Raw genomic sequence first — 22,292 nt, forward strand, 5'->3', positions numbered from 1 at the left:
CGCGGAGAGCGGGGCGGTCGTGCACACCGAGGGGAGCCCCACATGATCGGGCTCGCTTCTGCGCTCATCCTGCTGCCGTTCCTCGCCGCGTTCGCCGGAATGCTTCTCGGCCCGCGCCTCAGCGGCCTTCTGGGCGCCCGCACCACCACCGCCCCCGCACCCGAACCCGTGCCGGGCGGCGGACCGGAGACAGACGCGGAGGCCTGGCAGGGCAGCGCCACCGACGCCGAACGTTCGTTCCTCAAGAACGGCCCGGCGCTCATCGCGTGCGTGCCGATCGCCGTGTCGACGGTCCTCGCCGCGATCATCGGGCTGACCGTGTGGAGTGACCCGGGCGACCGGACCGGCGTCCTCACCCGCGTCCCCACCGGCACCGTCGAGATCGAGCTCGGCCTGCGGATCGACGGGCTGTCGGCCGTCGTCGCGTTCATGGTCTGCTGCGTGGCGCTGGCGGTGCAGGTCTACTCCGTCGCGTACATGAGCCCTGCCCCTAACAAGCACGAACCGCGCTACTCCTCGTACGCCGCGTTCATCTCGATCTTCACCGCCGCGATGCTGCTGGTCGTCTTCGCGGGCGACCTGCTCCTGCTGTACGTCGGCTGGGAGGTCATGGGCGTCTGCTCGTACTTCCTGATCGGCCACCACTGGGAGGAGCGGGCCAACTCGCGGGCCGCGGTCAAGGCGTTCCTGGTGACGCGGCTCGGTGACGTCGGCTTCCTCTTCGGCATCTTCGTGCTGGGCCTCGGCGCCGGGTCGTTCTCCATCGAACGCGTCCTGGACGAGGCGCCGTCGATGCCGCACACCACCGTCACGGCGGCGGCGCTGCTGCTGCTCGCCGGGGTGGCGGGCAAGAGCGCGCAGTTCCCGCTGCACACCTGGCTGCCGGACGCGATGGCGGGCCCGACGCCGATCAGCGCCCTCATCCACGCCGCGACGATGGTCGCGGCCGGCATCTACGTCGTCGCGCGCGTCTACGACGTCTTCGTCGCGGCGCCCGCCGCGCTCACCGTGCTCGGCGTCCTCGCGGTCATCTCCATGCTCGGCTCCGCGCTGGCGGCGCTCGCGCAGGACGACATCAAACGCGTCCTCGCCTACTCCACCGTCAGCCAGCTCGCCGTCATGGCCGGTGGCCTCGCCGTGGGCGCCAAGAACGGCGCGGTCTTCCACCTGCTCACGCACGGCGCGTTCAAGGCGCTGCTCTTCCTCGCCGCCGGCTGCGTCATCGTGGTCACCGGTTCCAACATGCTGCGCGACTACGGCGGGCTGCGGCAGGGCATGCCGATCACCTTCTGGACGATGACGGTCGGCCTCGCCGCGCTCGTCGGCGTCCCGCCCACCAGCGGCTGGTTCAGCAAGGACGCGGTCATCGAGGCCGCGCAGCACGCCGCCACGCGCGACGGCGCGTCGGTCGCCGACTGGCTGGTCTACCTCGGCCTCCTGGTGACAGTCGCGGTGACGGCGGCGTACGCGACGCGGCTGTGGCTGATGACCTTCTTCGGCGAGAACCGCGGGCAGGACGCCTACGAGCTGAAGGAAGCGCCGATGCTGATGGCCGGCACGGTGACCGTGCTCGCCGTCCCCTCGGCGCTGATCGGCTTCTTCGGCGGCGGCGAAGAGGATTTGCGGCCGCACCTCGGCTCGGCGCTGCTGGCGCTGCTGTTCGTGCTCGCCGGTGCGGGCGCGGCGTTCGTGATCTGGAACCGCGACCCGGCGCTCGACCCCGCCCGTGCCCTCGGCCCCGCGCGGCTGGTCTTCCTGCGGGCCTTCTACGTGGACGAGGTGTACGACGCGGTGGTCGTCCGGCCCGTACGGGCGCTGGCCCGGTACGTCGTCACGTTCGATGGCCGGGGCATCGACGCCGCGGTCGTCGGCACCGCGCGGACGGCGCGGCGGCTCAGCGAGCTGGTGCGCCTGCCACAGAACGGCAACCCGCAGGCCTATCTCACCGGCGTCCTCGCCGGAACCGTCGTCATCGTCGCCGGGGTGGTGATCTTCCTGTGATCCTCCTGCTGATGGTGGGGATACCGCTCGCCGGAGCGCTGCTGCTGCTCCTGCCCGCGGCGCGCTTCCTCCCGGGCGACGTGGCCGTCCGCCGCTACGGCGTGGCAGTCTCCGGGCTGACGTTGCTAGTGGCGGTCGTGGCTCTGGCCGCGTTCGACTTCGGCAGTCCCACGCGCATGCAGTTCGGCGTAAACGAGAAGTGGGCGCCCTCAGTCGGACTGCGCTTCCACCTAGGCGTGGACGGCATCTCCCTGCCGCTGGTAGTCCTCACCGCCCTACTGACGTTCCTGTGCTTCCTCTACACAATCAACCACCCACCGCTCGGCGGGTCAGCACGGCTACTCACCGCGTTGTTGTTGGTGTTGGAGGTCGGGCTCCTCGGCACGTTCGTGGCGCTCGACCTCGTGCTCTTCTTCGTGTTCTTCGAAGTCGTCCTGATTCCCATGTACGTGGTGATCGCGTTGTGGGGCGGCGCGGGACGGCGGGCGGCCGCGTACAAGTTCATCCTCTACACGCTTCTCGGGTCCGGCCTGCTGCTGGTCGGCATGCTGCTCGTCGCCGTCAACGCGGGCACGCTCGACATGACCGAGCTCGCCACGCGGCAGGGCGCCGGGGTCGGCCACGGCATCCAGGTGACGGCGTTCCTGCTGATGGGGCTGGGGTTCGCGGTCAAGGCCCCGATGTGGCCGCTGCACACCTGGCTGCCGGACGCGCACACCGAGGCGCCGACGGTCGGCTCGGTGTTGCTGGCCGGGGTACTGCTGAAGATGGGCACGTACGGCTTCGTGCGGGTCGCGGTGCCCGGAGCGCCGGAGGGCGCCGAGTTCTGGGCGCCCTGGCTGGGGCTGCTGGCCGTCATCGGGATCGTGTACGGGGCGCTCGCCTGCCTGGCCCAGCGCGACCTCAAGCGGATGATCGCGTACTCGTCGGTCGGGCACATGGGCTTCGTCCTGCTGGGCATCGCGACGCTGACGCCGGTCGGGCTGAACGCGGCGCTGTTCGGCAACATCGCGCACGGCCTGATCACAGGGCTGCTGTTCTTCCTCGCCGGGGCGGTCAAGGAGCGGTACGGCACGGGTGACCTGGACGTGCTGGGCGGCGGGATGCTGGCGAAGGCGCCCCGGCTGGCCTCGATCCTCACGTTCGCCTCGGTCGCGAGCCTCGGACTGCCGGGGCTGGCGGGATTCTGGGGCGAGATGCTGGCGCTGCTCGGCGCGTACAAGCCGCACGGCGATCTGCCCCGCGAGACGTTCGTCACGTTCATGGCGATCGGCGGGCTCGGCGCGGTGCTGACCGCCGCGTACTTCCTGCGCATGCTCGCCAAGATCACCCACGGGCCGCCGTCGGAGGTCGTCGCCGCGCGGCAGGTAGCCGGGATCTCCGTGTACGAGTACGCGGCCTGGACGCCCCTCATCGTCCTGACGCTGCTCGTCGGCCTCTGGCCCAAGGCCCTGCTCGAAGTGACCACCGCCCCCGTACGGGCGCTGCTGGGAGGTGGCTGACGTCATGGGCCAGGTGATCCAGAGCATCGACTACGCCGCGATCGCGCCGGCGCTGATCGTGGCGGTGGCCGCGATCGTGTTGCTGCTGGCCGACGCGTTCGACCTGCCGCGCCGGCTCATCGGCCTGCTCAGCGGCGGAGCGCTCGCCGCGGCGTTGCTGAGCGTCGTGGCGCTGGCGTTCGGCGACCGCCGCGCCACGTTCTGCCTGCCGGGTGACCTGCGCGGCAACGGCCCGCGGTCGTGCTCGTACGTGGCGGACGACTTCACGCTGCTCTTCCAGGGCGTCGTGCTGGCGGCCGCCGTCATCGTCGTCCTGCTGTCGCTGCGCGAGATCACCGAGTCGGAGATGCCGGCGGGGGAGTACCACTTCCTGCTGCTGTCGGCGATCGTCGGTGCGCTGAGCCTCGTGGCCGCGCGTGACCTGGTGCTGCTGGTCGTGGCGCTGGAGACGCTGTCGCTGCCGGTGTTCGCGCTCGTCGCGTTGAAGAGGTACAGCGGCACGGGCTCGGAGGCGGCGCTGAAGCTCTTCCTGGTCTCGGTCGTCTCGGCGGCGCTGATGCTGTTCGGGATCAGCCTGGTGTACGGGGCGACGGGCGCGATGCACCTCGACCGCATCGCGCCGGCACTCGAACGCCTGCCCAGCGAGTACGACCCGGTCGTGGGCGTCGGGATCGTGCTCGTCCTGGTGGGTTTCGGCTTCAAGGTCGCCGCGGTGCCGTTCCATTTCTGGGCGCCCGACGTCTACCAGGGCGCGCCGCTGCCGGTCGCCGCGTTCCTCTCGGTGGTGTCCAAGGCGGCCGGGTTCGCGGGGCTGGCGATCGTCCTGGCGCTCGGCTTCCCCGCGTACGCGCACGTCTGGGGTCCGGTGGTCGCGCTGTTGGCCGCGCTGACGATGACGCTCGGCAACCTGATGGCCCTGCGGCAACGCACTGCGATCCGCCTGCTGGCCTGGTCGTCGGTGGCGCAGTCGGGATACATGCTCGCGCCGTTGGCGGTAGGCACTCACCGCCTGCCGGAGGCGGTCGCCGCCACGACGGCGTACGTCGCGCTCTACGCGGTGATGAACCTAGGTGCGTTCGCCGTGGTCATCGCGTTCCGCGCACGGATGAACCAAGGCTTCGCCGAGCATGGCGCCACCGCCGAGTGGGACACATTGGACGACTATCGCGGACTGGCGCGTCACAACCCGGCGATCGGCGCGTCCCTGGCGTTCTTCTTGATCTGCCTGGCCGGGCTGCCGCCGGGCGTCATGGGCCTCTTCGCCAAGGTGGTGGTGTTCCGCGCAGTGGTCGCGGGCGACGTCACGTGGCTGGCGGTCGTCATGGCGATCAACACCGTGATCGGGCTCTACTACTACCTGGTCTGGGCCGTCCGGCTGTTCGCGACGCCAGCGGGACGCCCGTACCTGGTCGCCGCTGGGCCTGGAAGCTTCCCGGTGCGCGCAGCCATCGCGGCGACGGCCGCCGGTGCCGTCGTCCTCTCGGTGGCGCCGCAGCTGGTCCTGCAGACCGTCACCGCAGTGAGCTGACCTGCCAGCCCTTCCACACCTGTTTGACGGCGCCTGACCGTGGAACATTCGGCCAGGTCAAACCGTTTTTACAAGGGACGGGACGAACGGGGAGGCAGGACAGAAGTGCAGTTCAACGGCGTCAAGACGGCGGCTCTGATCGGTGCGCTGTCGGCATTGATGCTCGCGGTGGGCTGGGTACTGGGCGGCAGCGCCGGCCTCTTCATCGCGCTTCTCATCGCGCTGGGCACCAACGGCATCGCGTACTTCTTCAGCGACCGGATCGCGCTGCGCTCGATGCGCGCCCACCCGGTCGGCGAGGTCGAGGCACCGGTGCTCTACCGGCTGGTCCGCGAGCTGGCGACGTCGGCGCGGCAGCCGATGCCGAGGCTCTACGTGTCGGAGACCATGCAGCCCAACGCGTTCGCCACCGGGCGCAACCCGCGCAACGCGGCGGTCTGCTGCACGCGCGGAATCCTGCGGATGCTGGACGAGCGGGAGCTGCGGGCGGTGCTCGGCCACGAACTCTCCCACGTCTACAACCGCGACATCCTCATCTCCTCCGTGGCCGCCGCGATCGCGACCGTCATCACGTACCTGTCGCACCTGGCGATCTTCCTGCCGATCGGCCGTTCCGACGACGATGACGGCCCCGGTCTCCTCGGCGCCCTGCTGATGATGATCCTCGGTCCGATCGCCGCCGCGGTCGTCCAGATGGCGATCAGCCGCACCCGCGAGTTCGCCGCCGACGCGTCCGGGGCCCAGCTCACCGGCGACCCCCTGGCGCTGGCCAGCGCCCTCCGCAAGATCGAGGCCGGGACGCAGGCGATGCCGCTCCCGCAGGACCCCGAGCTGGCCTCGACCAGCTCCCTCATGATCGCCAACCCGTTCCGGGGCGGCGGCATGGGCAAGCTCTTCTCCACCCACCCGCCGACGGCCGAGCGCATCGCCCGCCTGGAGCGGATGGCCGGCCACTCCCGCTGACGCCCGGCGGCCCTGAGGCCGCCGGGCGAACAGCACCTACTGCACGAACTTGCCCATCCTCAAGAGGGAGGAGTGCCACACGGCGCCGGCCACCTTCGCCTTGGGCTTGCCGAACCGGTGACCGCCGACGATGTGCCAGCCCCGGTAGCTCTTGCAGGTGCCGATGGTCTCCTCTCGCGGCTTGAGATAGCCGATCGGCCTGCCGACACGGAGGTAGTGACCCCTCTTCTTGGCCTTGCGCACGATCACCCGGCGGTACTTGCTGCGGACCTTGAACCTGCACAAGGGCTCGGCGGCGGGCGCCGGTGCCGCGGACGTGGTCGCGACGTCGGCGGTGCTCGCCTGCGCCGCCCCGTCCACGACCATGGCGCCACCGACGGCGAACGTGCTGAGAGTCAGGGACGCGAACAGCTTTTTCGTGCTGAGCATGGTCTTCCCCGGAGTTCGGTGATCTGGTTTCCCCGAACGTTTGCGTCCGGGCGACGCCTGAAGGGCGCCGAGACGGGTCTTCCCGTTGCCCACCACCGGTAACTACCATCAGTGCAAAGCAAACAACTAAAAGTCATTGACTTCGCCAGTTGCGCCCGCCACGGCCCTTGACCACGTCCTGTCGGCGCTCTGCCACGGGCTCAAAATTCGTTCTGAACCTTCCGGCGCCTTCCCCCGTCATAAGTAGTGCGGGCGCGCCGGGCGCCTTCTGCGGGGGAAGACGGCCGGCGCGCTCGTTGCTTGAAAGCACTCGCGGCCGGCACGTCATCCCCTCAGCGTGCCGGCCGCGTGTCTTACCGGTAGTTCGTGAACTGCAGGGCGACGTCGAGGTCCTTGCCCTTCAGCAGGGAGATGACGTCCTGCAGGTCGTCCTTCTTCTTCGAGCTCACCCGCAGTTCGTCCCCCTGGATCTGGGCCTTGATCCCCTTCGGCCCCTCCTCGCGGATGATCTTGCCGATCTTCTTGGCGTCCTCCTGGGAGATGCCCTCCTTGAGGGCGACGCTCAGCTTGTAGACCTTCCCCGAGAGCTTGGGCTCGCCCGGGTCGATGGCCTTCAGCGAGATGCTCCGCTTGACCAGCTTGTCCTTCAGGACGTCCAGGACGGCGTTCGCCCGCTCCTCGGTGTTGGCCTGGACCTCGATGGTCTCGCCGGACCACTTGATCCCGGCGTCCACGTTCCGGAAGTCGAACCTGTTGGCCACCTCCTTGGCGGCCTGGTTCAGGGCGTTGTCGACCTCCTGCCGGTCCAGCTTGCTCACGATGTCGAACGATGAGTCGGCCATGGAACACCATTCTCGTCTGCTTCTTGTGGTAGTCCCCAGAGCGTAGCGAGACGCCGCGCCAGACACGTTCGGCCGCCGCAGCGCACCGTCCTCGGAGAAGACCACCGAGGATCACCGGGCGCCGCCCCAACGCCCGCAACCCCTGATCGTCAACCGCCGATACTGATGTCACGAGCACTGCCGGGGTCCGCTATTCTTTCCAGTGCCGTCGCGAGAGCGACGCCACGGCGGGTTGCCCGAGTGGCCAATGGGAGCGGACTGTAAATCCGTCGGCTTAGCCTACGCAGGTTCGAACCCTGCACCCGCCACACCACAGAGAAACGGCCTCTCACCAGTGCTGACACTGGCGAGAGGCCGTTTTTGTTGCTGTCGGACCGCACTCGTTCGTCTATGGCCCCCACGGCTGGCCGGTTCGAATCCGAGGCGCTGCGGTGTGGCGCAGGGTGTGTGCACGTCGCAATTGGAGGCGATATGGCCTCGGTGGCGGTGATCTTGAACTCTCTGGGCGCGACAGGCGGGGCGTTTCGTCGGAGGACTGGGAATCCGGCCCAGGTGGTTGTCACTCTGGGTCCCAGGTGATGTGCAGGGTGGAGGAGTAGGCATTGCCGCCGGCTGGTGTGGTGGGTTGGGGCATGCCCCAGACTGTGGAGTCGCCGACGTCTTCTGGTCGGCGCACCTCGGCCGCGGTGAAGGAGTAGCCGTCTTGATCGGCTCGCTCCCAGGTGAAGACGATTGGTTCTTTGGGGGACAGGCTCCGGAAGGTGTCTGGCTCGTTGTTCCAGATCGCCGAGAAGTGCACCCGAACGTCGCCGGGGACGTCGGGTGAAACGAGGACTCCCCACCCCTGGGCTGAGTGCCACACCGTTGACGGGTCCTCCGCTCATTCAACTTCCCCTTCAGCGACGCGGTTGATCTGAGATGGCTGGGCGACCTTGGGGCTTACAGGCTATGGCCGCGGGGGTAGGGTTTCGCGATGCTCTTTGATGATGCCGTTGAGGTTGGGGTCGCCGCGTTTTGTGCGGGTGAGGAGCCGCCCACTGATGAGGAAGTGTGGGGGCGGTGTCGAGCCTTGGCTTGCTGAGCGGCTGCTCATTTTCTTGCCCATGGCGTACACGCGGCGGCTGCTGCCGGACGTCGCGTTTCCGGACGGGGTGGTGACTCCCGGCGGGCGGGTGAGCCTTTCGGGTGAGCCCGTTCGTGGCGGCGTTGGCGCACGCCGGGTCGCGGCTATCGGATCTGGTGTTCAGCGAGGCCGCATTGACCGAGGATTTGCTGCTGGTCGAGGCAGGCGATGGTGGTGTGCCTTCGGCGCTGGGGATTTTCGAGGGCCTTCTGCGAGGGCATGGCGTGGTGCTCAACGGAGACGTCAGGGTTGGCGCGAAGTTGTTTGCTCACCCGGCGCCGGCCGGTGTGATGGCTCAGGTCGACTTCGCCGTGTCGCATCCGGCTCTGGCCAAGACACTGGTGGAGAGCTTCGCCGGGCACGGTGTTACTTGGCGCGAGGCTGTTGGTGGGGCGGTGAACAAGTTCGAACGTGGTGCTTTGCATCCGATTGTGGAGGGGCTGTTTCGTGCTGCTCCTGACCAGGTGCAGCGGGAGCGGTATGAGCACCCGGATGGGGGGTTCGAGTTCGTTCTGGGTGCTCAGCTCAACATGTTCACCGACCGGCCAGTGCCGGGTGCCGGGCCCCTGCTCGATCGGCTGCTGGAGGCGCTGCGCTCGGAGCCGCTCATCCGGAAGGTGCACGGGCTACGTTTCTTCATCGCCTACCTCGATGGCCGGTTGCAGACCAATGAGGTGCTTCTGGACGGCGAACGGTGGGTCGGTGGAGAGGCGGTGGTGGCAGGGAGTCGGGCGCCTCTGGCCGAGGGACGTGTCGCGGTGCGGCTCTTTGGTCTTCTTGTGCCGGTCAGCGATCAGGATTCGAGAAGCGTCGGTCCCTGAGCCGCGCCTAGCGTTGCCTTCACGACGACTGGAGGTAGGCAATGGCGCAGGAGCAGAAGGCCAAGAAGGGGACGTCCGCGTTCTCCCGGTGGATGCAGCACCGGATGAACAACCGTCTGATACGCAAGATGCGGCGGGGCCGTGACAAGTTCATGGGGATGGACGTGCTGGTCCTGCACACCGTGGGGCGGCGGAGCGGGCAGGCGCGGGAGACGCCCGTGGTGTGGTTCCCCGACGGGGAGGATGGCCGGCTGGCCATCGGGTCGGGTGGGGGAGACCTCGACCCGGACTGGTACGTCAATCTGATGGCGCACCCCGAGCAGGCCTCGGTGGAACTGCCGGGGCAGGAGGCCAAGCCGGTGACGCCGCAGCGGCTTGAGGGCGCTGAGCGTGAGCAGGCTTGGGAGCGCATCGCCAAGGCTCAGCCTCGGATCGCCAAGTACCAGAGCAAGTCCGACCGCGAATACCCGATTGTCCGGCTTACGCTGCCATAGCCGGGCGCAGGTGGACGTAGGCCCAGGCCGCGAGGGTCGTGGGCGTCGTGGTCACCAGGTCGCGTGGCTGCTCGGGGATCAGGTCGCGTGTCCCGGCGGTCATGCCCACGATGCCGTCCACGGCGCTGGGAGACAGGCCCGCCGAACGCAGCGCGGCACGGACGTCGTCGTCCCCGACGGGCTTGAGCTGGATGGGACGGGCCAGTACTTCGGTCAGCGTTCGCGCGACCTGTTCGAACGTGAGGTCCTCGGGCCCGTGGACGGCCTGCACCGTGCGGCCCTTCCACGCGTCGTTGAGCAGCCGGGCGGCCACGACGTCGCCGATGTCGCGCGGGTCCACCCACGGCATGGGCATGTCGGGCGTGAACGCTGTGGTCAGCACACCGCGGGCCAGGTCGTCCAGGTCCATCAGCAGGTTGGTGAAGAAGTAGGCGCAGCGCAGGTGCAGTGTGTCGGCGCCGGTGGCGTCGAGCTGTTCCTCGATCCGGGCCAGGGCGTCGATGTGGCCGGCGCCGTGACGTTTCTCGGCGCCGACGCTGCTGAGGAGCACCACCCGCGCGACGTCGCCGGCTCGGGCGGCTTCCACGATGCCGGAGGCGGTCCGTTCCGAGGTTTCGATCGGGTCCTCCGCGGAGGGCGGAGTCGGGTCGACCCAGAAGACCGTCCGCGCGCCGGCCGTCGCCTCGCGGACGAACGCGGCGTCGGTCAGGTCACCGCGCCGTACGTCGACGCGCTCGCGGGTCGCGGCGTCCAGCCGCGCCGGGTCGCGGACCAGGACCCGGGGCCGGACGCCTGCCTGCAGCAGCAACCGGACCACGCGGGACCCGACGTGCCCGGTCGGAGTGGTGACGGCGATGGTCATGACGTTCCTCTCTGTCGGCTCGATGGGAACCCTACGAACGAAAGAGGACAGCTTCTGGCCGCTTTCGAGCTCTTGTCACATACGGGTGGGCTGCGTTGTCTACCTGGCATGAAGGAGAGGATGGGTGACCATGAGAGCAGTGCGTATTCATAAACGCGGTGGGAGCGATGGGCTCGTCCTGGAGGACGCGCCGCTTCCGCACGCCGCCACCGGCGACGTGGTCGTGGAGGTTCGCGCGGCCGGCTTCGTTCCGGATGAACTGGAGTGGCCCGCGACGTGGGTCGATCGGGCGGGCCGAGACCGGACGCCGTCGATTCCGGCCCATGAGGTCGCCGGTGTCGTCTCCGAGGTCAGGTACGGAACGAGTGGCCTGGCGGTCGGTGACCGTGTCTTCGGGCTGACCGACTGGCATCGGGACGGTGCGGCGGCGGAGTACGTGGCCGTCGAGGCGCGCAACCTCGCGCTGATGCCCGAGTCGCTGACCTACGTCCAGGCGGCCGCGCTGCCCCTGGCCGGGCTGACCGCCTGGCAGGGGCTCTTCGCCCACGGTGGGCTGAAGCCGGGTCAGCGCGTCGTCGTCCATGGAGCCGGCGGCGGGACCGGCGTGATGGCCGTGCAGCTGGCCCGCGAGGCCGGGGCCGAGGTCATCGCCACGGGCCGGGGACGGGCCGCTGAAGTGGCGATGGAGATGGGCGCCCAGACGTTCGTCGATCTGGAGCGGGAACGGTTCGAGGACGTGGAGGCGGTCGATCTGGTCTTCGACACCATCGGGGGCGAGCTGCTCGAACGTTCGGCGGCGAAGGTCAAGCCGGGCGGCGCGCTCGTCTCGGTCACCGCCCCGCCGCCCGTCCGGCCTGAAGAGGGACGGGCGCTCTTCTTCATCGTCGAGCCCAACCGTGATCAGCTCGCCGAGCTCGGACGGCGTGCCGAGGCGGGCCGGCTCCGGCCGCATGTGGGCGCCGTTCACCCCTTGGCCGAGACGAAGGCGGCGTTCCAGGGCAAGCGCGGCGTTCCCGGCAAGATCGTGCTGGAGATCTGACGCGCCTTGCCGCGATCCCCCAGGGCTTCCGTCCAACGGCTGATCGCGCTTTGGGTGGATGCCGTGAAATTGTGGCGGCATGTCAGGTAGCGACACCGCAACGTATCCCCGGACGCTGCGTGGCTGGCGATTCCTCGGTGTGATGGTCGTCATGGCCGCGTTCTGCGGGCTCACCGCCACGCTTCTCCTCACCGGGGAGATCTCCGGCCGGTCCAACCCCTCCGCTGGCACCCGCGCCATCGGAGGGGCGTTGTTCCTTGTGCTGGCCGTGGTGTGCGTCGCGTTCCTCCGTACGCGGACCGTCGTCGACGCGTCCGGGATCAAGGTCGTCTGGGGATTCCACCAGCGGCGCCTGGCATGGGAGGAGATCACCGAGATCACGGCGGACGCCGCGGGGGTCGGCCCGGGCTGGTACCTCCACATGCGGACGGCCGAACGTGAACACGCCGCCGTGATCTTCCCCACCGGCCGGAGCAGGTCGCCGGAGCCGGGGACCCGGCTGTACGAGCCGTCAGGAGACGAGCCGTGCGGCCTCTACAAGCTGCATGCCGAGCTCTGGGAGGAGTGGCAGAGACACATCGCCACCGTTCCCTAGCCCGGACGGGACTGCTGCGGTACCCCAGGTAAGGCCGTTGTCGTCGGAAGCCGCCCGGAGCGGTGTGAGGGGAAGGCCTTCAGCGTGCAGGTGAGTTTCGCGAGCGACGCGACGCCCGGGCGGGGAAACGAGGACTACGTCGTCGCAGGACCGGGATGGGTGGCCGTCCTCGACGGGGCCACCGCGCGTCCCGGCGTGGAGAGCGGATGCGTCCACGATCCGGCCTGGCTCGTCCGCCGGCTCGGGGCGGAGCTCGGCGCGCGGTTGATGCTGGAGGACGGCACGTCGCTGGTGGACCTGCTGGCCGACTCGATCAAGGGTGTGCGCGAGCTCCACGCGGACACCTGCGACCTGGACAATCCCGACAGTCCGTCCAGCACCGTCGCCCTGCTCCGGCGGGCCGGCGACCGGATCGAATACCTCGTCCTGGCGGATTCGCCGGTCCTGCTCGATCTCGGTGACGAGGTACGGGTCGTCCGCGACGGGCGGGTGGACGAGCTGCCGAGCTACACCGACGAGGCGGTCCGGGCGGCGCGCAACAGCCCAGGCGGCTTCTGGGTGGCGAGCACCCGCCCGGAGGCGGCGTACGAGGCGCTCGCCGGCGAGATCTCGATCGATCGGGTGCGGCGCGCGGCCCTGCTGAGCGACGGCGCGGCCCGGCTGGTCGAGCGGTTCGAACGCATCGGCTGGGACGAGCTGTTCGACCTGCTCGACCAGGCCGGGCCGCGCGAGGTCATCAGGCGGACGAGGGAGGCGGAGGCGACGGAGACGATGCTCCGGGGCAAGCGCTACGACGACGCGACGGCCGTGATGGTGCGCTTCTGACGGTTATCCGACGGGGTTGTTGGCCGGAGCGATGTGCTGCCACCAGCCGGCCAGGTCGTCCGGCAGGTGCCTGCCTTCGACCGTCAGCCGCCCGATCATCATCGGATGCTTCCGGCCCGCCGGGAAGGACCGCCGGTACGAGGGCGGGTCGAGCACGACGACCCGCACGCCGTTGACGACGGGGATGTCGGCGGGGACACCCTCGTTGTAGATCCACTCGCCGTGCGCGTCGACCAGGTTCCAGAAGCTGTTCACGATCGGGCCCCGGTCGGGCACGTCGGTATCGGTGAACCACGAGACCAGCTCGGCCGGCACCGGCTCGCCCGGCATGCCGCCGGGACGGCCGAGGAGGGCGCCCCCGAGCAGGACGTGCAGCTGGAAGTTGTCGCCGACGCCGCCGATGGAGACCGTCCAGCCCTGCCCGGAGGAACGGTCCAGAACGAGCAGCCGCTCGCCGTCCAGCACCCGGAGCAGCCGCGCCACCCAGTCCATCTTCGCGGAGTGCTCGGCGAGCTGCCGGACGAGATCGGACTTGGTCTCCCGGTCGGTCACCGAGGCGCGCAGGTCCGCCGACGCCGACAACATCGTGTTGGCCGACAGCGCGAACTTCTCCATCGAGAACCACGACATCATCGCCGCGACCGGGTCGTCGAAGTCCCGCGAGACGGTGTCGACGATCTGCTGCGACGGCTGCCCCTCGGGGTCGGGCGGTTGCTGGCCGGTCGCCTTCTGCCAGGCCGCGGCGAACGCGACGCCGCTCTCGGCGACCGCCAGCAGCCGGTCCAGCACGGGCTCACCGACGCCGAAGACCGTGGCGCCGTTCTCGACCCAGGAACCAGCGATCACCGCGAGCCAGCAGCCGAGGTTCGGCGGCGCGGCGGCGATGCCCTCGCCCATCTTCATCATCGCCATGTTGAGGACGGCGGGGGGAGCGCCCTGCGATTCGCTCATCAACCGGGGCATCAGATCACTGAAAGCCTGGTCCTCGGCGACGGCGGCCTGAACCGTGGCGTCCACGTGGCGGAGGAAGTCACTCATGTCGATCACCTTGGCATATCGCGTGTGATCGCCCGTCGCCGGTGTTCCCGGAGGCCGTGCGCCAGGGGGCCGGATTTGATTTCGTATCCGGTCCGCAGGCCGTGTATGGTTACACCCGTCGCCAAGGCGATAGGCCCCTTTAGCTCAGTCGGCAGAGCGTCTCCATGGTAAGGAGAAGGTCTACGGTTCGATTCCGTAAAGGGGCTCAAGGAAACCCGCATCCTCCCCCGGTCCGCTCGGAGCGGGCCGGGGTTGTTCGGTTTTCCGAGGTGTCGTGACCATCGGGTATCCTGACCTATCGGTCCACACCGACCATCACGGCGGGGTAGCTCAGTCAGGCAGAGCAAGCGGCTCATAATCGCTGTGTCGCCGGTTCAAGTCCGGCCCTCGCTACTACCCGACCTCTCGTCCCTGCACCGGGCGGGATGGCCGGTGCTCAAGATCAGGGGCTGTCCGCCCGGACGGCCCAGGATTGCAACGTATGTCCAAGTCCCTAGTCAGAAAGGCACTCCATCGTGGCTGCCACCGACGTTAGGCCGAAGATCACGCTGGCCTGCCAGGAGTGCAAGCACCGCAACTACATCACGAGGAAGAACCGGCGCAACGACCCGGACCGCCTCGAGATCAAGAAGTACTGCCCCAACTGCCGGACCCACCGTCCGCACCGCGAGACCCGCTAGTCATCACGACGGCGGCGGCTCTCCGCGAGTCGCGGCGGCGGTCGCGGTCGCATCGTGATCGCGGTGACGACCTCGCGATCGTGATCGCGGTGACCGTTCCGCGATGACCGCCCGAGTCTCGTCGCCGGTCGCGACGAACCGCCGGTCGCGACGAACCGCCGGTCGCGACGAACCGCCGGTCGCGACGAACCGCCGGTGGCTCGCCGTGCTGAGGTCCCCTCGCCCGCACGGGCCGGAGGGCCCCTGACCGGCACATCAGGTTGGATGGCGACTTCCCATCGCTTGCTCTGACGTCCTCAGCCCGTCCCCGCGGATACCCGCGAGGGCGGGCTGAACGTCGTTCTGTTACGGTCCGTCCGAGACGAGAAGCACGCGCCTGCCGCGGGCCGCAGCGGTGGCCCTGTCGCACCTGGAGGGACGGATTGCATGGCACTCAACCGTGATTTCATCGGGCGGACGTTCCCGCCCAGTGAGCCGTACGAGGTCAGCCGGGTGAAGATCCGCGAGTTCGCGGACGCGATCGGGGACCGCAACCCGATCTACCGCGACCCGGAGGCGGCCAAGGCGGCCGGGCACCCCGACGTCATCGCCCCGCCGACCTTCCCGATCGTGGTCTCGCTCGGCGGCGCCGCGCTGATGGACCCCGACCTCGGGCTCAACCTCGCGATGGTGGTGCACGGCGAGCAGCGCTTCGAGTACCGGCGTCCCCTCCAGGCCGGCGACGTGGTGACCTGCACGTCCACGATCACGCTGATCAAGTCGATCGGCAAGAACGAGAAGATGGACATCGAGACCGACATCTCGACGGTCGACGGCGAGCTGATCGTCAAGACGTTCAACACGATCGTGGAGCGGGGGGCCTGATGACCGCCAAGGTGAAGTACAGCGACGTCGAGGTCGGCACGGAGATCCCCGCGCAGACCTACGAGATCGACCGGACCAACCTGGTCATGTACGCCGGTGCCTCCGGCGACTTCAACCCGATCCACTGGCGCGAGAGCTTCGCCAAGCAGGTCGGCCTGCCGGACGTGATCGCGCACGGCATGTACACGATGGCCCAGGGCGGCCGGTTCGTCACCGACTGGGTGGGCGACCCGGGCGCGGTCGTCGACTACGGGGTCCGGTTCTCGGCGCCGGTCGTGGTGCCCGACCAGGGTGGCGCGGCTCTGGAGATCAGCGGCAAGGTCGAGGAGAAGCTCGACGACAACAAGGTCGTCGTCGCGCTGACCGCCCGGTCCAACGAGCAGAAGGTCCTCACCCGCGCCAAGGCCGTGGTCCGGCTCGCCTGACCCTCCGTCTCCGCCCCCGCCTCCGAGCCACCGTCCCGCGGTCCTGAGGTGGGGGCCATTACGATCGGGGTGGACGTACGGGAGGGGAAGACCGCGTGGCAGTGTTCGCGGAGGATGTGAACCTGGCCGGCTACACCACGCTTCGGCTCGGTGGCCCGGCGCGCCGTTTCGTCGAGGCGACGACGGAGGCGGAGATCGTCGCCGCGGTCCGGCGGGCCGACGAGGACGGCGTGCCCGTGCTGGTGCTGGGCGGCGGCAGCAACCTCGTGGTCTCCGATGAGGGTTTCCCCGGCACCGTCGTGCATGTCGGGACGCGCGGCACCGAGATCGTTCCGGCCGAGGGCGGGCGGGTGCTGGTGCGGGTGCAGGCGGGCGAGGAGTGGGATCCGTTCGTCGCGCGCTGCGTCGAGGACGGGCTCGCCGGGGTAGAGTGCCTGGCGGGCATCCCCGGCCGCGTCGGCGCCACCCCGATCCAGAACGTCGGCGCGTACGGGCAGGACGTCAGCGAGACGATCGTCGAGGTCCGCGCCTACGACAGGGAGTCCCGCAAGATCGTCGCCCTCGACCGCGACGCCTGCCGTTTCACCTACCGGCACAGCGTCTTCAAGGGCTCCGACCGCTACGTGGTCCTGGACGTGACGTACGCGCTGAGCCAGTCCGAGGAGTCGCAGCCGATCGCGTACGCCGAGCTCGCCCGCAAGCTGGGCGCCGAGCCCGGTGATCGTGTCGCGCTCAAGGAGGCCCGCGACGCCGTGCTGGAGCTCCGGCGCGGCAAGGGCATGGTGCTCGACCCGGACGATCCCGACACCCGCAGCGCCGGCTCCTTCTTCACCAATCCGATCCTGGACACGGCGCAGCTCGCCGAGCTCGAACGCCGCGTCGCCGAACGGCTCGGCCCTGACGCCGCGTTCCCCCGCTATCCCGAAAGCGGCGGCCGCACCAAGACCTCCGCCGCCTGGCTGATCGACCGGGCGGGCTTCGCCAAGGGCGAGACGCTCGGCCCGATGCGCATCTCCACCAAGCACACCTTGGCCCTCACCAACCCCGATGGCGGCCGCACCGAGGATCTGCTGGCGCTGGCCCGGCATGTGCGCGCCGGAGTACGCGAAGCGTTCGGGGTCGAGCTGGTCAACGAGCCCGTCTTCATCGGCGTCACCCTCTGAGCTGGGGGTCGTCGGCTGGCTGCTAGCCTGGTCGGCGTCGAGGGGGAGTAGTCCCAATCGAGCGATCGACATACTGGCGGCCCGCATTCAGGGGGCGCCCGGTCGCCCGGGCCCGCATTCGCGCGGGCGGACGAGACCTTCGGTCTGGCAGCCATGCCGGGCCGAGGTCGTGCGCCCTGACCGGCGAGATTCCCGCCCTCCGCTCGGCTACCGAGTGAGAGGGAAGCGGTGTCCGCGTTCATCATCAGCCTGGTCGTGATCTTCGTCGCGGAGCTGGGCGACAAGAGCCAGCTCATGGCCATGACCTTCGCCACGCGTTTCCGGACGCTTCCGGTGCTCGCCGGCATCACCGCCGCGACCGCCGTGGTGCACCTGGCCAGCGTGGCGCTCGGCGCCGCGCTGGGCGCCGCGATCCCCACCGGGCCGATCTCGGTCCTCGCCGGGGTGGCGTTCCTCGGCTTCGCGGCCTGGACGCTGCGCGGCGACGAGCTCGACGACGACGAGCGCGCCAAGGCCCGCCGGGCCACCGGATCGGCGATCCTCGCGGTGGGCGCGGCGTTCTTCCTCGCCGAGCTCGGCGACAAGACGATGCTCGCCACGGTCACGCTGGCCGCCGACCACGGCGGTGTGGCCGGCCTGACCGGTGTCTGGCTCGGCTCCACGGTCGGCATGGTCGCCGCCGACGCGCTCGCCATCGTGGCCGGCCGGATGCTGGGCCGGCGGCTGCCCGAGCGGGTGATCCGGTACGGCGCGGCGGCGGGTTTCGCGATCTTCGGGGTGCTGCTGCTCGCCGAGGGCGTCCGCGACCTGCGGTGACGCGAAGCGAGCAATTGCTGACAGGTCGTGCGCGGCGGTAACAATTGTTTTCTCAGGGTCGCAGGTGCTCTGTGCGTTCCACATGGGCGATTTCGCGCGCATCATGAGGGGCAAGGCTCATCGCACCCGCGAGGGCCTTGATGGGGCGGAGTACGAGGTGGCCATTCCGCGACCCCAACGGGGTCTGGGACTGCGTCCTCAGTTGAGCGACGAGGTCGCTGCCCGCATCCGTGAGCTGATCATGGAAGGCCGGGTGCGTCCGGGCGAGTTCCTCCGGCTGGAGAAGCTCGCGCTCGACTTCGGCATCAGCGTGACGCCGGTGCGGGAGGCGTTGCAGTCCCTGCGCAGTGAGGGTTTCGTACAGCTGGAGCCGCGGCGCGGTTTCGTCGTCGCGCCGCTGTCCAAACAGGACGTCAAGGACCTGTTCTGGGTACAGGCGACCATCGCGGCCCAGCTGACCACGCGGGCGGCCGGCCTGATCGGGCCGGAGTCGCTCCGGGAGCTGACCGCGATCCACCGGGCGCTCGGCCAGGCGGTGGGCGCCGGCCGGGTCGATCATGTCGAGGAGCACAACCACGCGTTCCACCGGGCGATCAATCTGGCGGCGGAATCACCGAAGCTGGCCTGGTCGCTGGGCTCGGTCGCGCGTTACGTACCGCGCGGCCTGTACGGGCGGCTGCCGGACTGGCCGGCCGTGGCCGTACGGGATCACGACCAGATCATGGCGGCGCTGAGCCTGGGCGACCCCGAGGCGGCGAGCGAGGCCATGCGGCTGCACATCACCCAGGCGGGCGAGCTCCTCATCGCCCATCTGGAACGGCAGGGAATGTGGCGGGTGATGCTTGACGAAGTTAGTGATTGACCACTAACTTAGCCGCATGAGCCCACGCATGAGCGCCGACGAGCGGCGCGAGGAGACCGTCCGCGTGGCGATCTGCGAGTTCGGGCGCACCGGCTACGAGGGCACCTCGACCGCCGCGATCGCCAAGCGCGTCGGCGTGTCGCAGCCGTACCTCTTCCGGCTCTTCCCGTCCAAGCGCGCCCTCTTCCTCGCCGCGGTGGAGCGCTGCTTCGACGAGATGGACGAGGCGATGCGCGAGGCCGCGGGCGGCAAGTACGGCCAAGAGGCGCTCGTCGCCATGGGCGCCCGCTACCGGCAGCTGCTCGACTCCGGTGTCCAGCTCAAGTTCCAGTTGCAGCTCTACGCGACCGCGCTCGACGACGAGGAGGTGCGGGAGATCGGGAACGCCCGCTGGGCCAAGCTGTGGCGCACCATCGCCGAGCTGACCGGCGAGCCGGCCGACGCGATCGCGACGTTCGTGGCGAGGGGCATGCTGCTCAACATCCTCACCGCGCTCGACGTCCCCTACACCCCTGGCCCGGAGCTGGGCCGATCGCTCATCGAATGGGCCGAGAACACCTGACACCCCGGGACGTTCGCGTCCGCCTCCGCCCGCCTATTTTTTTCGGCATCAAAGTTAGTGACCGATAACTAACCAAGGAGAAAGGCCATGCGGCACCACCCGCTCAGAACGTTCATCGTGACCGGCATCGCGCTGTTCATGGTGTCCCTCGACAACCTGATCGTCACCAACGCGCTGCCCTCGATCCGGGCCGACCTCGGCACCGGCCTCGAAGCGCTCGAATGGACCGTCAACGCCTACACGCTCACGTTCGCCGTCCTGTTGCTCACCGGCGCCGCCGTCGCCGACCGGTTCGGCCGCCGCCGGCTCTTCATGATCGGCTTGACCGTCTTCACCGCGTCCTCGGCCGCCGCGGCCCTGGCCCCCGGCATCGGCACGCTGATCGCCGCCCGCGCGGTCCAGGGCGCCGGCGCCGCCATCATCACGCCGCTGACGCTCACCATGCTCGCCGCGGCGGTGCCCGCGGCCAAGCGCGGCCAGGCCCTCGCGGCCTGGGGCGCCATGAGCGGCCTCGGGGTCGCGCTCGGCCCCGTCGTCGGCGGCGCGCTCACCGACTACGCCACCTGGCAGTGGATCTTCTGGATCAACGTGCCGATCGGCGTCGCCCTGCTGGCCCTCGCCCGGCCGTTCCTGACCGAGAGCCACGGCCCGCGCAAGCCGCTCGACCTCATCGGCACGCTTTTGGTCAGCGCCGGTCTGCTCGGCGTCGTGCTCGGCCTGGTCGAGGGCAACGGCCGGGGCTGGACCAGCGGCCTCGTCCTCGCGTCGCTGATCGCCGGCGCGGCCGTCCTGGTGGCCTTCCTGGTGTACGAGGCGCGCGCCGCCCACCCGATGCTGCCGCTGGCGCTGTTCCGTGGACGCGGTTTCAGCGCGGTCAACGGAGCCGCCCTGGTGATGTCGTTCGGCATGTTCGGCGCGGTCTTCCTGCTCGCGCAGTTCCTCCAGGGCGTGCAGGGCATGTCACCTCTTGAGGCCGGTGTCCGGACCCTGCCGTGGACGGCGATGCCCGTGCTGGTCGCCCCGCTCACCGCCCCGCTGATGGCCCGCATCGGCCCGCGCAACGTGCTGGTGATCGCGCTGGCGTTCCAGACCGCCGGGATCGTCTGGATGAGCGCGGTGACGACCGCCACCGTCTCCTACTCGGCGCTGCTGCCCGCGTTCGTCCTGGCCGGCATCGGCATGGGGCTGTTCTTCTCGCCGCAGGCCCGGCTGGTGCTCGCCTTCGCGCCGCAGGAGTTCACCGGCGTCGCGTCCGGCGTCAGCAACGCGCTTCGCCAGCTCGGCACGGTGCTGGGCATCGCTGTGCTCGGCGCGGTCTTCGCCGCCAACGGCGACTTCGAGAGCCCCGCCTCGTTCACGACCGGCCTCACCGCCGCGACCTGGAGCGGCGCCGCCGTGCTGGCCGTCGCGGTCGTCATCGCCCTGATGATCCCGGCCCGCCTGCCCGCACCCGTCGAGGCGGCCTCCGCTCCGGCGCCGGTCGAGCCGGGCGCATCGGCCGAGCCGACCGCGCCGGTCGAGCCGGGCAAGTCCGGCGAGCCGGCTCCGGCTCAGGTGCCCACGTCGGCCTGAGGCGACGCCAGCCAGGCGTCGATGTCGGCGAGGAGACGCTTGCGGACGGCCTCGGGGGCGGCCGATCCGCGGATCGACTGGCGGGCGAGCTCGGCCAGCTCCGCATCGGTGAACCCATGGTTGGAGCGGGCCAGCTCGTACTGCCGGACGAGCCGCGAGCCGAACAGCAGCGGGTCGTCGGCACCGAGGGCGAGCCGGGCGCCCGCCTCGAACAGGTCGCGCACGGGCACGTCGGCGGCCGTGCGGGCGACCCCGAGGCCGACATTGGAGGCCGGGCACACCTCCAGCGTGACGCCGCGATCGACGATCCTCTCCAGCAGGCGGCGGTCCTCGACGGCCCGCACTCCGTGCCCGATGCGGTCGGCCTCCAGGGTCTCCAGGCACTCGCGCACGCTCTGGGGACCCAGCAGCTCACCGCCGTGCGGGGCGGCGAGCAGGCCGCCGCGGCGCGCGATGCGGAACGCGCCCTCGAAGTCGTACGCCCGGCCGCGGCGCTCGTCGTTCGACAGGCCGAAGCCGACGACGCCCCGGTCGGTGTAGCGCACCGCCAGCCGGGCGAGGGCCTTGGCGTCGAGCGGATGCCGGGTCCGGTTGGCCGCGATGACCAGCCCGATGCCCACCCCGGTGGCCGCCTCGGCCTCGCGGGCCGCGTCGAGGACGAGCTCGACGGTCGGCGTCAGCCCGCCGAAGCGCGCAGCGTACCCGCTCGGGTCGACCTGGATCTCCAGCCACCCCGACCCCTCGGCGGCCTCGTCCTCCGCCGTCTCGCGCAGCAGCCGGCGCAGGTCATCAGGCGTCTGAAGCACCGAACGAGCGATGTCGTACAGCCGCTGGAACCGGAACCAGCCGCGTTCGTCGGTCGCCTGCAGGTGCGGGGGCCAGTCGTCGACCAGGGCGTCCGGCAGGTGCACGCCGCGCTCGGCGGCGAGCTCGACCAGGGTCGAGTGCCGCATCGAGCCGGTGAAGTGCAGGTGCAGATGAGCCTTGGGCAGTGCGGCGAGATCACGCGGTGCGGGTCGGAAACGGGCCTCCATGAACCAATGTTGCCCGATCTTGGGTCCCGTACGTGCGCGGATGCCCCGCGGGTGCCCCCAGACCACCCGTGACGGTCATCACCCATGGCCCGGAACGACCAGTGCGCGGCATGGCACCGGGCACGCACCGGCTGTCCGGGGACCCTCACCGAAAGTCGCTGAAAATACTTCGGGTGACCGTGCAACCCCGCTGTGGGGTCGCGCGTATATGAGGGGCGCAAGAGGTCAGAGGGTCGAAGAGGGTCGAAGGGA

At 69.8% G+C, this 22,292-nt stretch carries 23 protein-coding genes and 3 tRNA genes; 20 read left to right on the plus strand and 6 right to left on the minus strand.

Going from position 1 to position 22,292, the window contains the following annotated elements; translation table 11 throughout:
- Positions 1–42 precede the first annotated feature (42 nt).
- The 4 genes from ACGFNU_RS06955 to htpX all read left to right on the plus strand — a co-directional run bounded on the left by ACGFNU_RS06955 (position 43) and on the right by htpX (position 5,994).
- On the plus strand, positions 43–2,001 hold the full coding sequence (locus tag ACGFNU_RS06955; RefSeq protein WP_392590880.1) for an NADH-quinone oxidoreductase subunit L: 1,959 nt from the start codon (positions 43–45) through the stop codon (positions 1,999–2,001).
- A complete protein-coding gene (locus ACGFNU_RS06960) occupies positions 1,998–3,503 on the plus strand; it encodes a NuoM family protein (protein ID WP_392590882.1) in 1,506 nt (501 codons plus the stop codon). The genes ACGFNU_RS06955 and ACGFNU_RS06960 overlap by 4 nt, the downstream gene beginning before the upstream one ends.
- 4 nt (positions 3,504–3,507) lie before the next feature.
- On the plus strand, positions 3,508–5,031 hold the full coding sequence (locus tag ACGFNU_RS06965) for an NADH-quinone oxidoreductase subunit N (RefSeq protein ID WP_392590884.1): 1,524 nt from the start codon (positions 3,508–3,510) through the stop codon (positions 5,029–5,031).
- A gap of 105 nt (positions 5,032–5,136) precedes the next feature.
- Positions 5,137–5,994 carry a zinc metalloprotease HtpX gene (gene htpX, locus ACGFNU_RS06970; RefSeq protein WP_392590885.1) on the plus strand — a complete coding sequence of 286 codons (858 nt, stop codon included), beginning with the start codon at positions 5,137–5,139 and terminating at the stop codon, positions 5,992–5,994.
- 36 nt (positions 5,995–6,030) lie between these two features.
- Here the strand turns inward: htpX and ACGFNU_RS06975 are convergent, their stop codons facing one another.
- Together ACGFNU_RS06975 and ACGFNU_RS06980 are read right to left on the minus strand one after the other, a co-directional pair.
- Positions 6,031–6,423, minus strand: coding sequence for a hypothetical protein (locus ACGFNU_RS06975; RefSeq protein ID WP_392590887.1), 393 nt, complete (start codon positions 6,421–6,423; stop codon positions 6,031–6,033).
- 353 nt (positions 6,424–6,776) lie between these two features.
- A complete protein-coding gene (locus ACGFNU_RS06980) occupies positions 6,777–7,265 on the minus strand; it encodes a YajQ family cyclic di-GMP-binding protein (protein WP_392590889.1) in 489 nt (162 codons plus the stop codon).
- A 226-nt stretch (positions 7,266–7,491) separates the two neighbouring features.
- On the opposite strand from ACGFNU_RS06980, the gene ACGFNU_RS06985 reads away from it, so the two are divergent.
- Positions 7,492–7,573: transfer RNA gene (locus ACGFNU_RS06985), tRNA-Tyr, on the plus strand.
- Between the two features lie 251 nt (positions 7,574–7,824).
- On the opposite strand, the gene ACGFNU_RS06990 is transcribed toward ACGFNU_RS06985, so the two are convergent.
- Complete coding sequence (locus ACGFNU_RS06990; protein ID WP_392590891.1) at positions 7,825–8,127, minus strand: hypothetical protein; 303 nt, start codon at positions 8,125–8,127, stop codon at positions 7,825–7,827.
- A gap of 323 nt (positions 8,128–8,450) precedes the next feature.
- Between ACGFNU_RS06990 and ACGFNU_RS06995 the strand changes: the two genes are divergently transcribed.
- Both ACGFNU_RS06995 and ACGFNU_RS07000 read left to right on the plus strand, forming a co-directional pair.
- A complete protein-coding gene (locus tag ACGFNU_RS06995; protein ID WP_392590893.1) occupies positions 8,451–9,209 on the plus strand; it encodes a DUF6348 family protein in 759 nt (252 codons plus the stop codon).
- A gap of 41 nt (positions 9,210–9,250) precedes the next feature.
- Positions 9,251–9,703, plus strand: a complete 453-nt coding sequence (locus ACGFNU_RS07000; RefSeq protein ID WP_392590895.1) for a nitroreductase family deazaflavin-dependent oxidoreductase — start codon at positions 9,251–9,253, stop codon at positions 9,701–9,703.
- Here ACGFNU_RS07000 and ACGFNU_RS07005 read toward each other — a convergent pair.
- A complete protein-coding gene (locus ACGFNU_RS07005) occupies positions 9,690–10,565 on the minus strand; it encodes an NAD(P)H-binding protein (RefSeq protein WP_392590897.1) in 876 nt (291 codons plus the stop codon). The two genes, ACGFNU_RS07000 and ACGFNU_RS07005, sit on opposite strands and share 14 nt — an antisense overlap.
- Before the next feature lie 130 nt (positions 10,566–10,695).
- Here ACGFNU_RS07005 and ACGFNU_RS07010 point away from each other — a divergent pair, with 130 nt between their 5' ends.
- The 3 genes from ACGFNU_RS07010 to ACGFNU_RS07020 all read left to right on the plus strand — a co-directional run bounded on the left by ACGFNU_RS07010 (position 10,696) and on the right by ACGFNU_RS07020 (position 13,024).
- A complete protein-coding gene (locus ACGFNU_RS07010; RefSeq protein ID WP_392591037.1) occupies positions 10,696–11,604 on the plus strand; it encodes an NADP-dependent oxidoreductase in 909 nt (302 codons plus the stop codon).
- Between the two features lie 79 nt (positions 11,605–11,683).
- Positions 11,684–12,199 carry a PH domain-containing protein gene (locus ACGFNU_RS07015; protein ID WP_392590899.1) on the plus strand — a complete coding sequence of 172 codons (516 nt, stop codon included), beginning with the start codon at positions 11,684–11,686 and terminating at the stop codon, positions 12,197–12,199.
- Between the two features lie 84 nt (positions 12,200–12,283).
- On the plus strand, positions 12,284–13,024 hold the full coding sequence (locus tag ACGFNU_RS07020) for a protein phosphatase 2C domain-containing protein (protein WP_392590901.1): 741 nt from the start codon (positions 12,284–12,286) through the stop codon (positions 13,022–13,024).
- 3 nt (positions 13,025–13,027) lie between these two features.
- Here the strand turns inward: ACGFNU_RS07020 and ACGFNU_RS07025 are convergent, their stop codons facing one another.
- Positions 13,028–14,062 (minus strand): hypothetical protein, encoded by a 1,035-nt coding sequence (locus tag ACGFNU_RS07025; RefSeq protein ID WP_392590903.1) that lies wholly within the window; start codon positions 14,060–14,062, stop codon positions 13,028–13,030.
- Positions 14,063–14,195: 133 nt separating this feature from the next.
- On the opposite strand from ACGFNU_RS07025, the gene ACGFNU_RS07030 reads away from it, so the two are divergent.
- The 10 genes from ACGFNU_RS07030 to ACGFNU_RS07075 all read left to right on the plus strand — a co-directional run bounded on the left by ACGFNU_RS07030 (position 14,196) and on the right by ACGFNU_RS07075 (position 21,006).
- Positions 14,196–14,268 (plus strand) — tRNA-Thr (locus tag ACGFNU_RS07030).
- 113 nt (positions 14,269–14,381) lie between these two features.
- Positions 14,382–14,455: transfer RNA gene (locus ACGFNU_RS07035), tRNA-Met, on the plus strand.
- A 122-nt stretch (positions 14,456–14,577) separates the two neighbouring features.
- Entirely contained in the window at positions 14,578–14,742 is a 165-nt protein-coding gene (gene rpmG / locus ACGFNU_RS07040; RefSeq protein ID WP_026404241.1) for a 50S ribosomal protein L33, read from the plus strand.
- Positions 14,743–15,168: 426 nt separating this feature from the next.
- Positions 15,169–15,606, plus strand: a complete 438-nt coding sequence (locus ACGFNU_RS07045) for a MaoC family dehydratase N-terminal domain-containing protein (RefSeq protein WP_392590906.1) — start codon at positions 15,169–15,171, stop codon at positions 15,604–15,606.
- Positions 15,606–16,031, plus strand: a complete 426-nt coding sequence (locus ACGFNU_RS07050; RefSeq protein ID WP_392590908.1) for a MaoC family dehydratase — start codon at positions 15,606–15,608, stop codon at positions 16,029–16,031. Before ACGFNU_RS07045 ends, ACGFNU_RS07050 begins: the two co-directional genes overlap by 1 nt.
- Positions 16,032–16,126: 95 nt before the next feature.
- Positions 16,127–17,194: a UDP-N-acetylmuramate dehydrogenase gene (locus ACGFNU_RS07055; RefSeq protein ID WP_392590909.1), complete on the plus strand. Its 1,068-nt coding sequence runs from the start codon at positions 16,127–16,129 to the stop codon at positions 17,192–17,194.
- Positions 17,195–17,422: 228 nt separating this feature from the next.
- Positions 17,423–18,010 carry a TMEM165/GDT1 family protein gene (locus ACGFNU_RS07060; protein WP_392590911.1) on the plus strand — a complete coding sequence of 196 codons (588 nt, stop codon included), beginning with the start codon at positions 17,423–17,425 and terminating at the stop codon, positions 18,008–18,010.
- A gap of 202 nt (positions 18,011–18,212) precedes the next feature.
- Positions 18,213–18,872, plus strand: a complete 660-nt coding sequence (locus ACGFNU_RS07065; protein WP_392590912.1) for a GntR family transcriptional regulator — start codon at positions 18,213–18,215, stop codon at positions 18,870–18,872.
- Between the two features lie 16 nt (positions 18,873–18,888).
- Positions 18,889–19,434 carry a TetR/AcrR family transcriptional regulator gene (locus ACGFNU_RS07070; RefSeq protein WP_392590914.1) on the plus strand — a complete coding sequence of 182 codons (546 nt, stop codon included), beginning with the start codon at positions 18,889–18,891 and terminating at the stop codon, positions 19,432–19,434.
- An 87-nt stretch (positions 19,435–19,521) separates the two neighbouring features.
- Entirely contained in the window at positions 19,522–21,006 is a 1,485-nt protein-coding gene (locus ACGFNU_RS07075) for an MFS transporter (protein ID WP_392590915.1), read from the plus strand.
- Here ACGFNU_RS07075 and ACGFNU_RS07080 read toward each other — a convergent pair.
- Positions 20,985–22,040: an adenosine deaminase gene (locus ACGFNU_RS07080; RefSeq protein WP_392590917.1), complete on the minus strand. Its 1,056-nt coding sequence runs from the start codon at positions 22,038–22,040 to the stop codon at positions 20,985–20,987. The genes ACGFNU_RS07075 and ACGFNU_RS07080 overlap by 22 nt on opposite strands.
- Positions 22,041–22,292: the final 252 nt, after the last annotated feature.

It is taken from the genome of Spirillospora sp. NPDC048911 (genome assembly GCF_043198015.1).
Classification (GTDB): domain Bacteria; phylum Actinomycetota; class Actinomycetes; order Streptosporangiales; family Streptosporangiaceae; genus Spirillospora.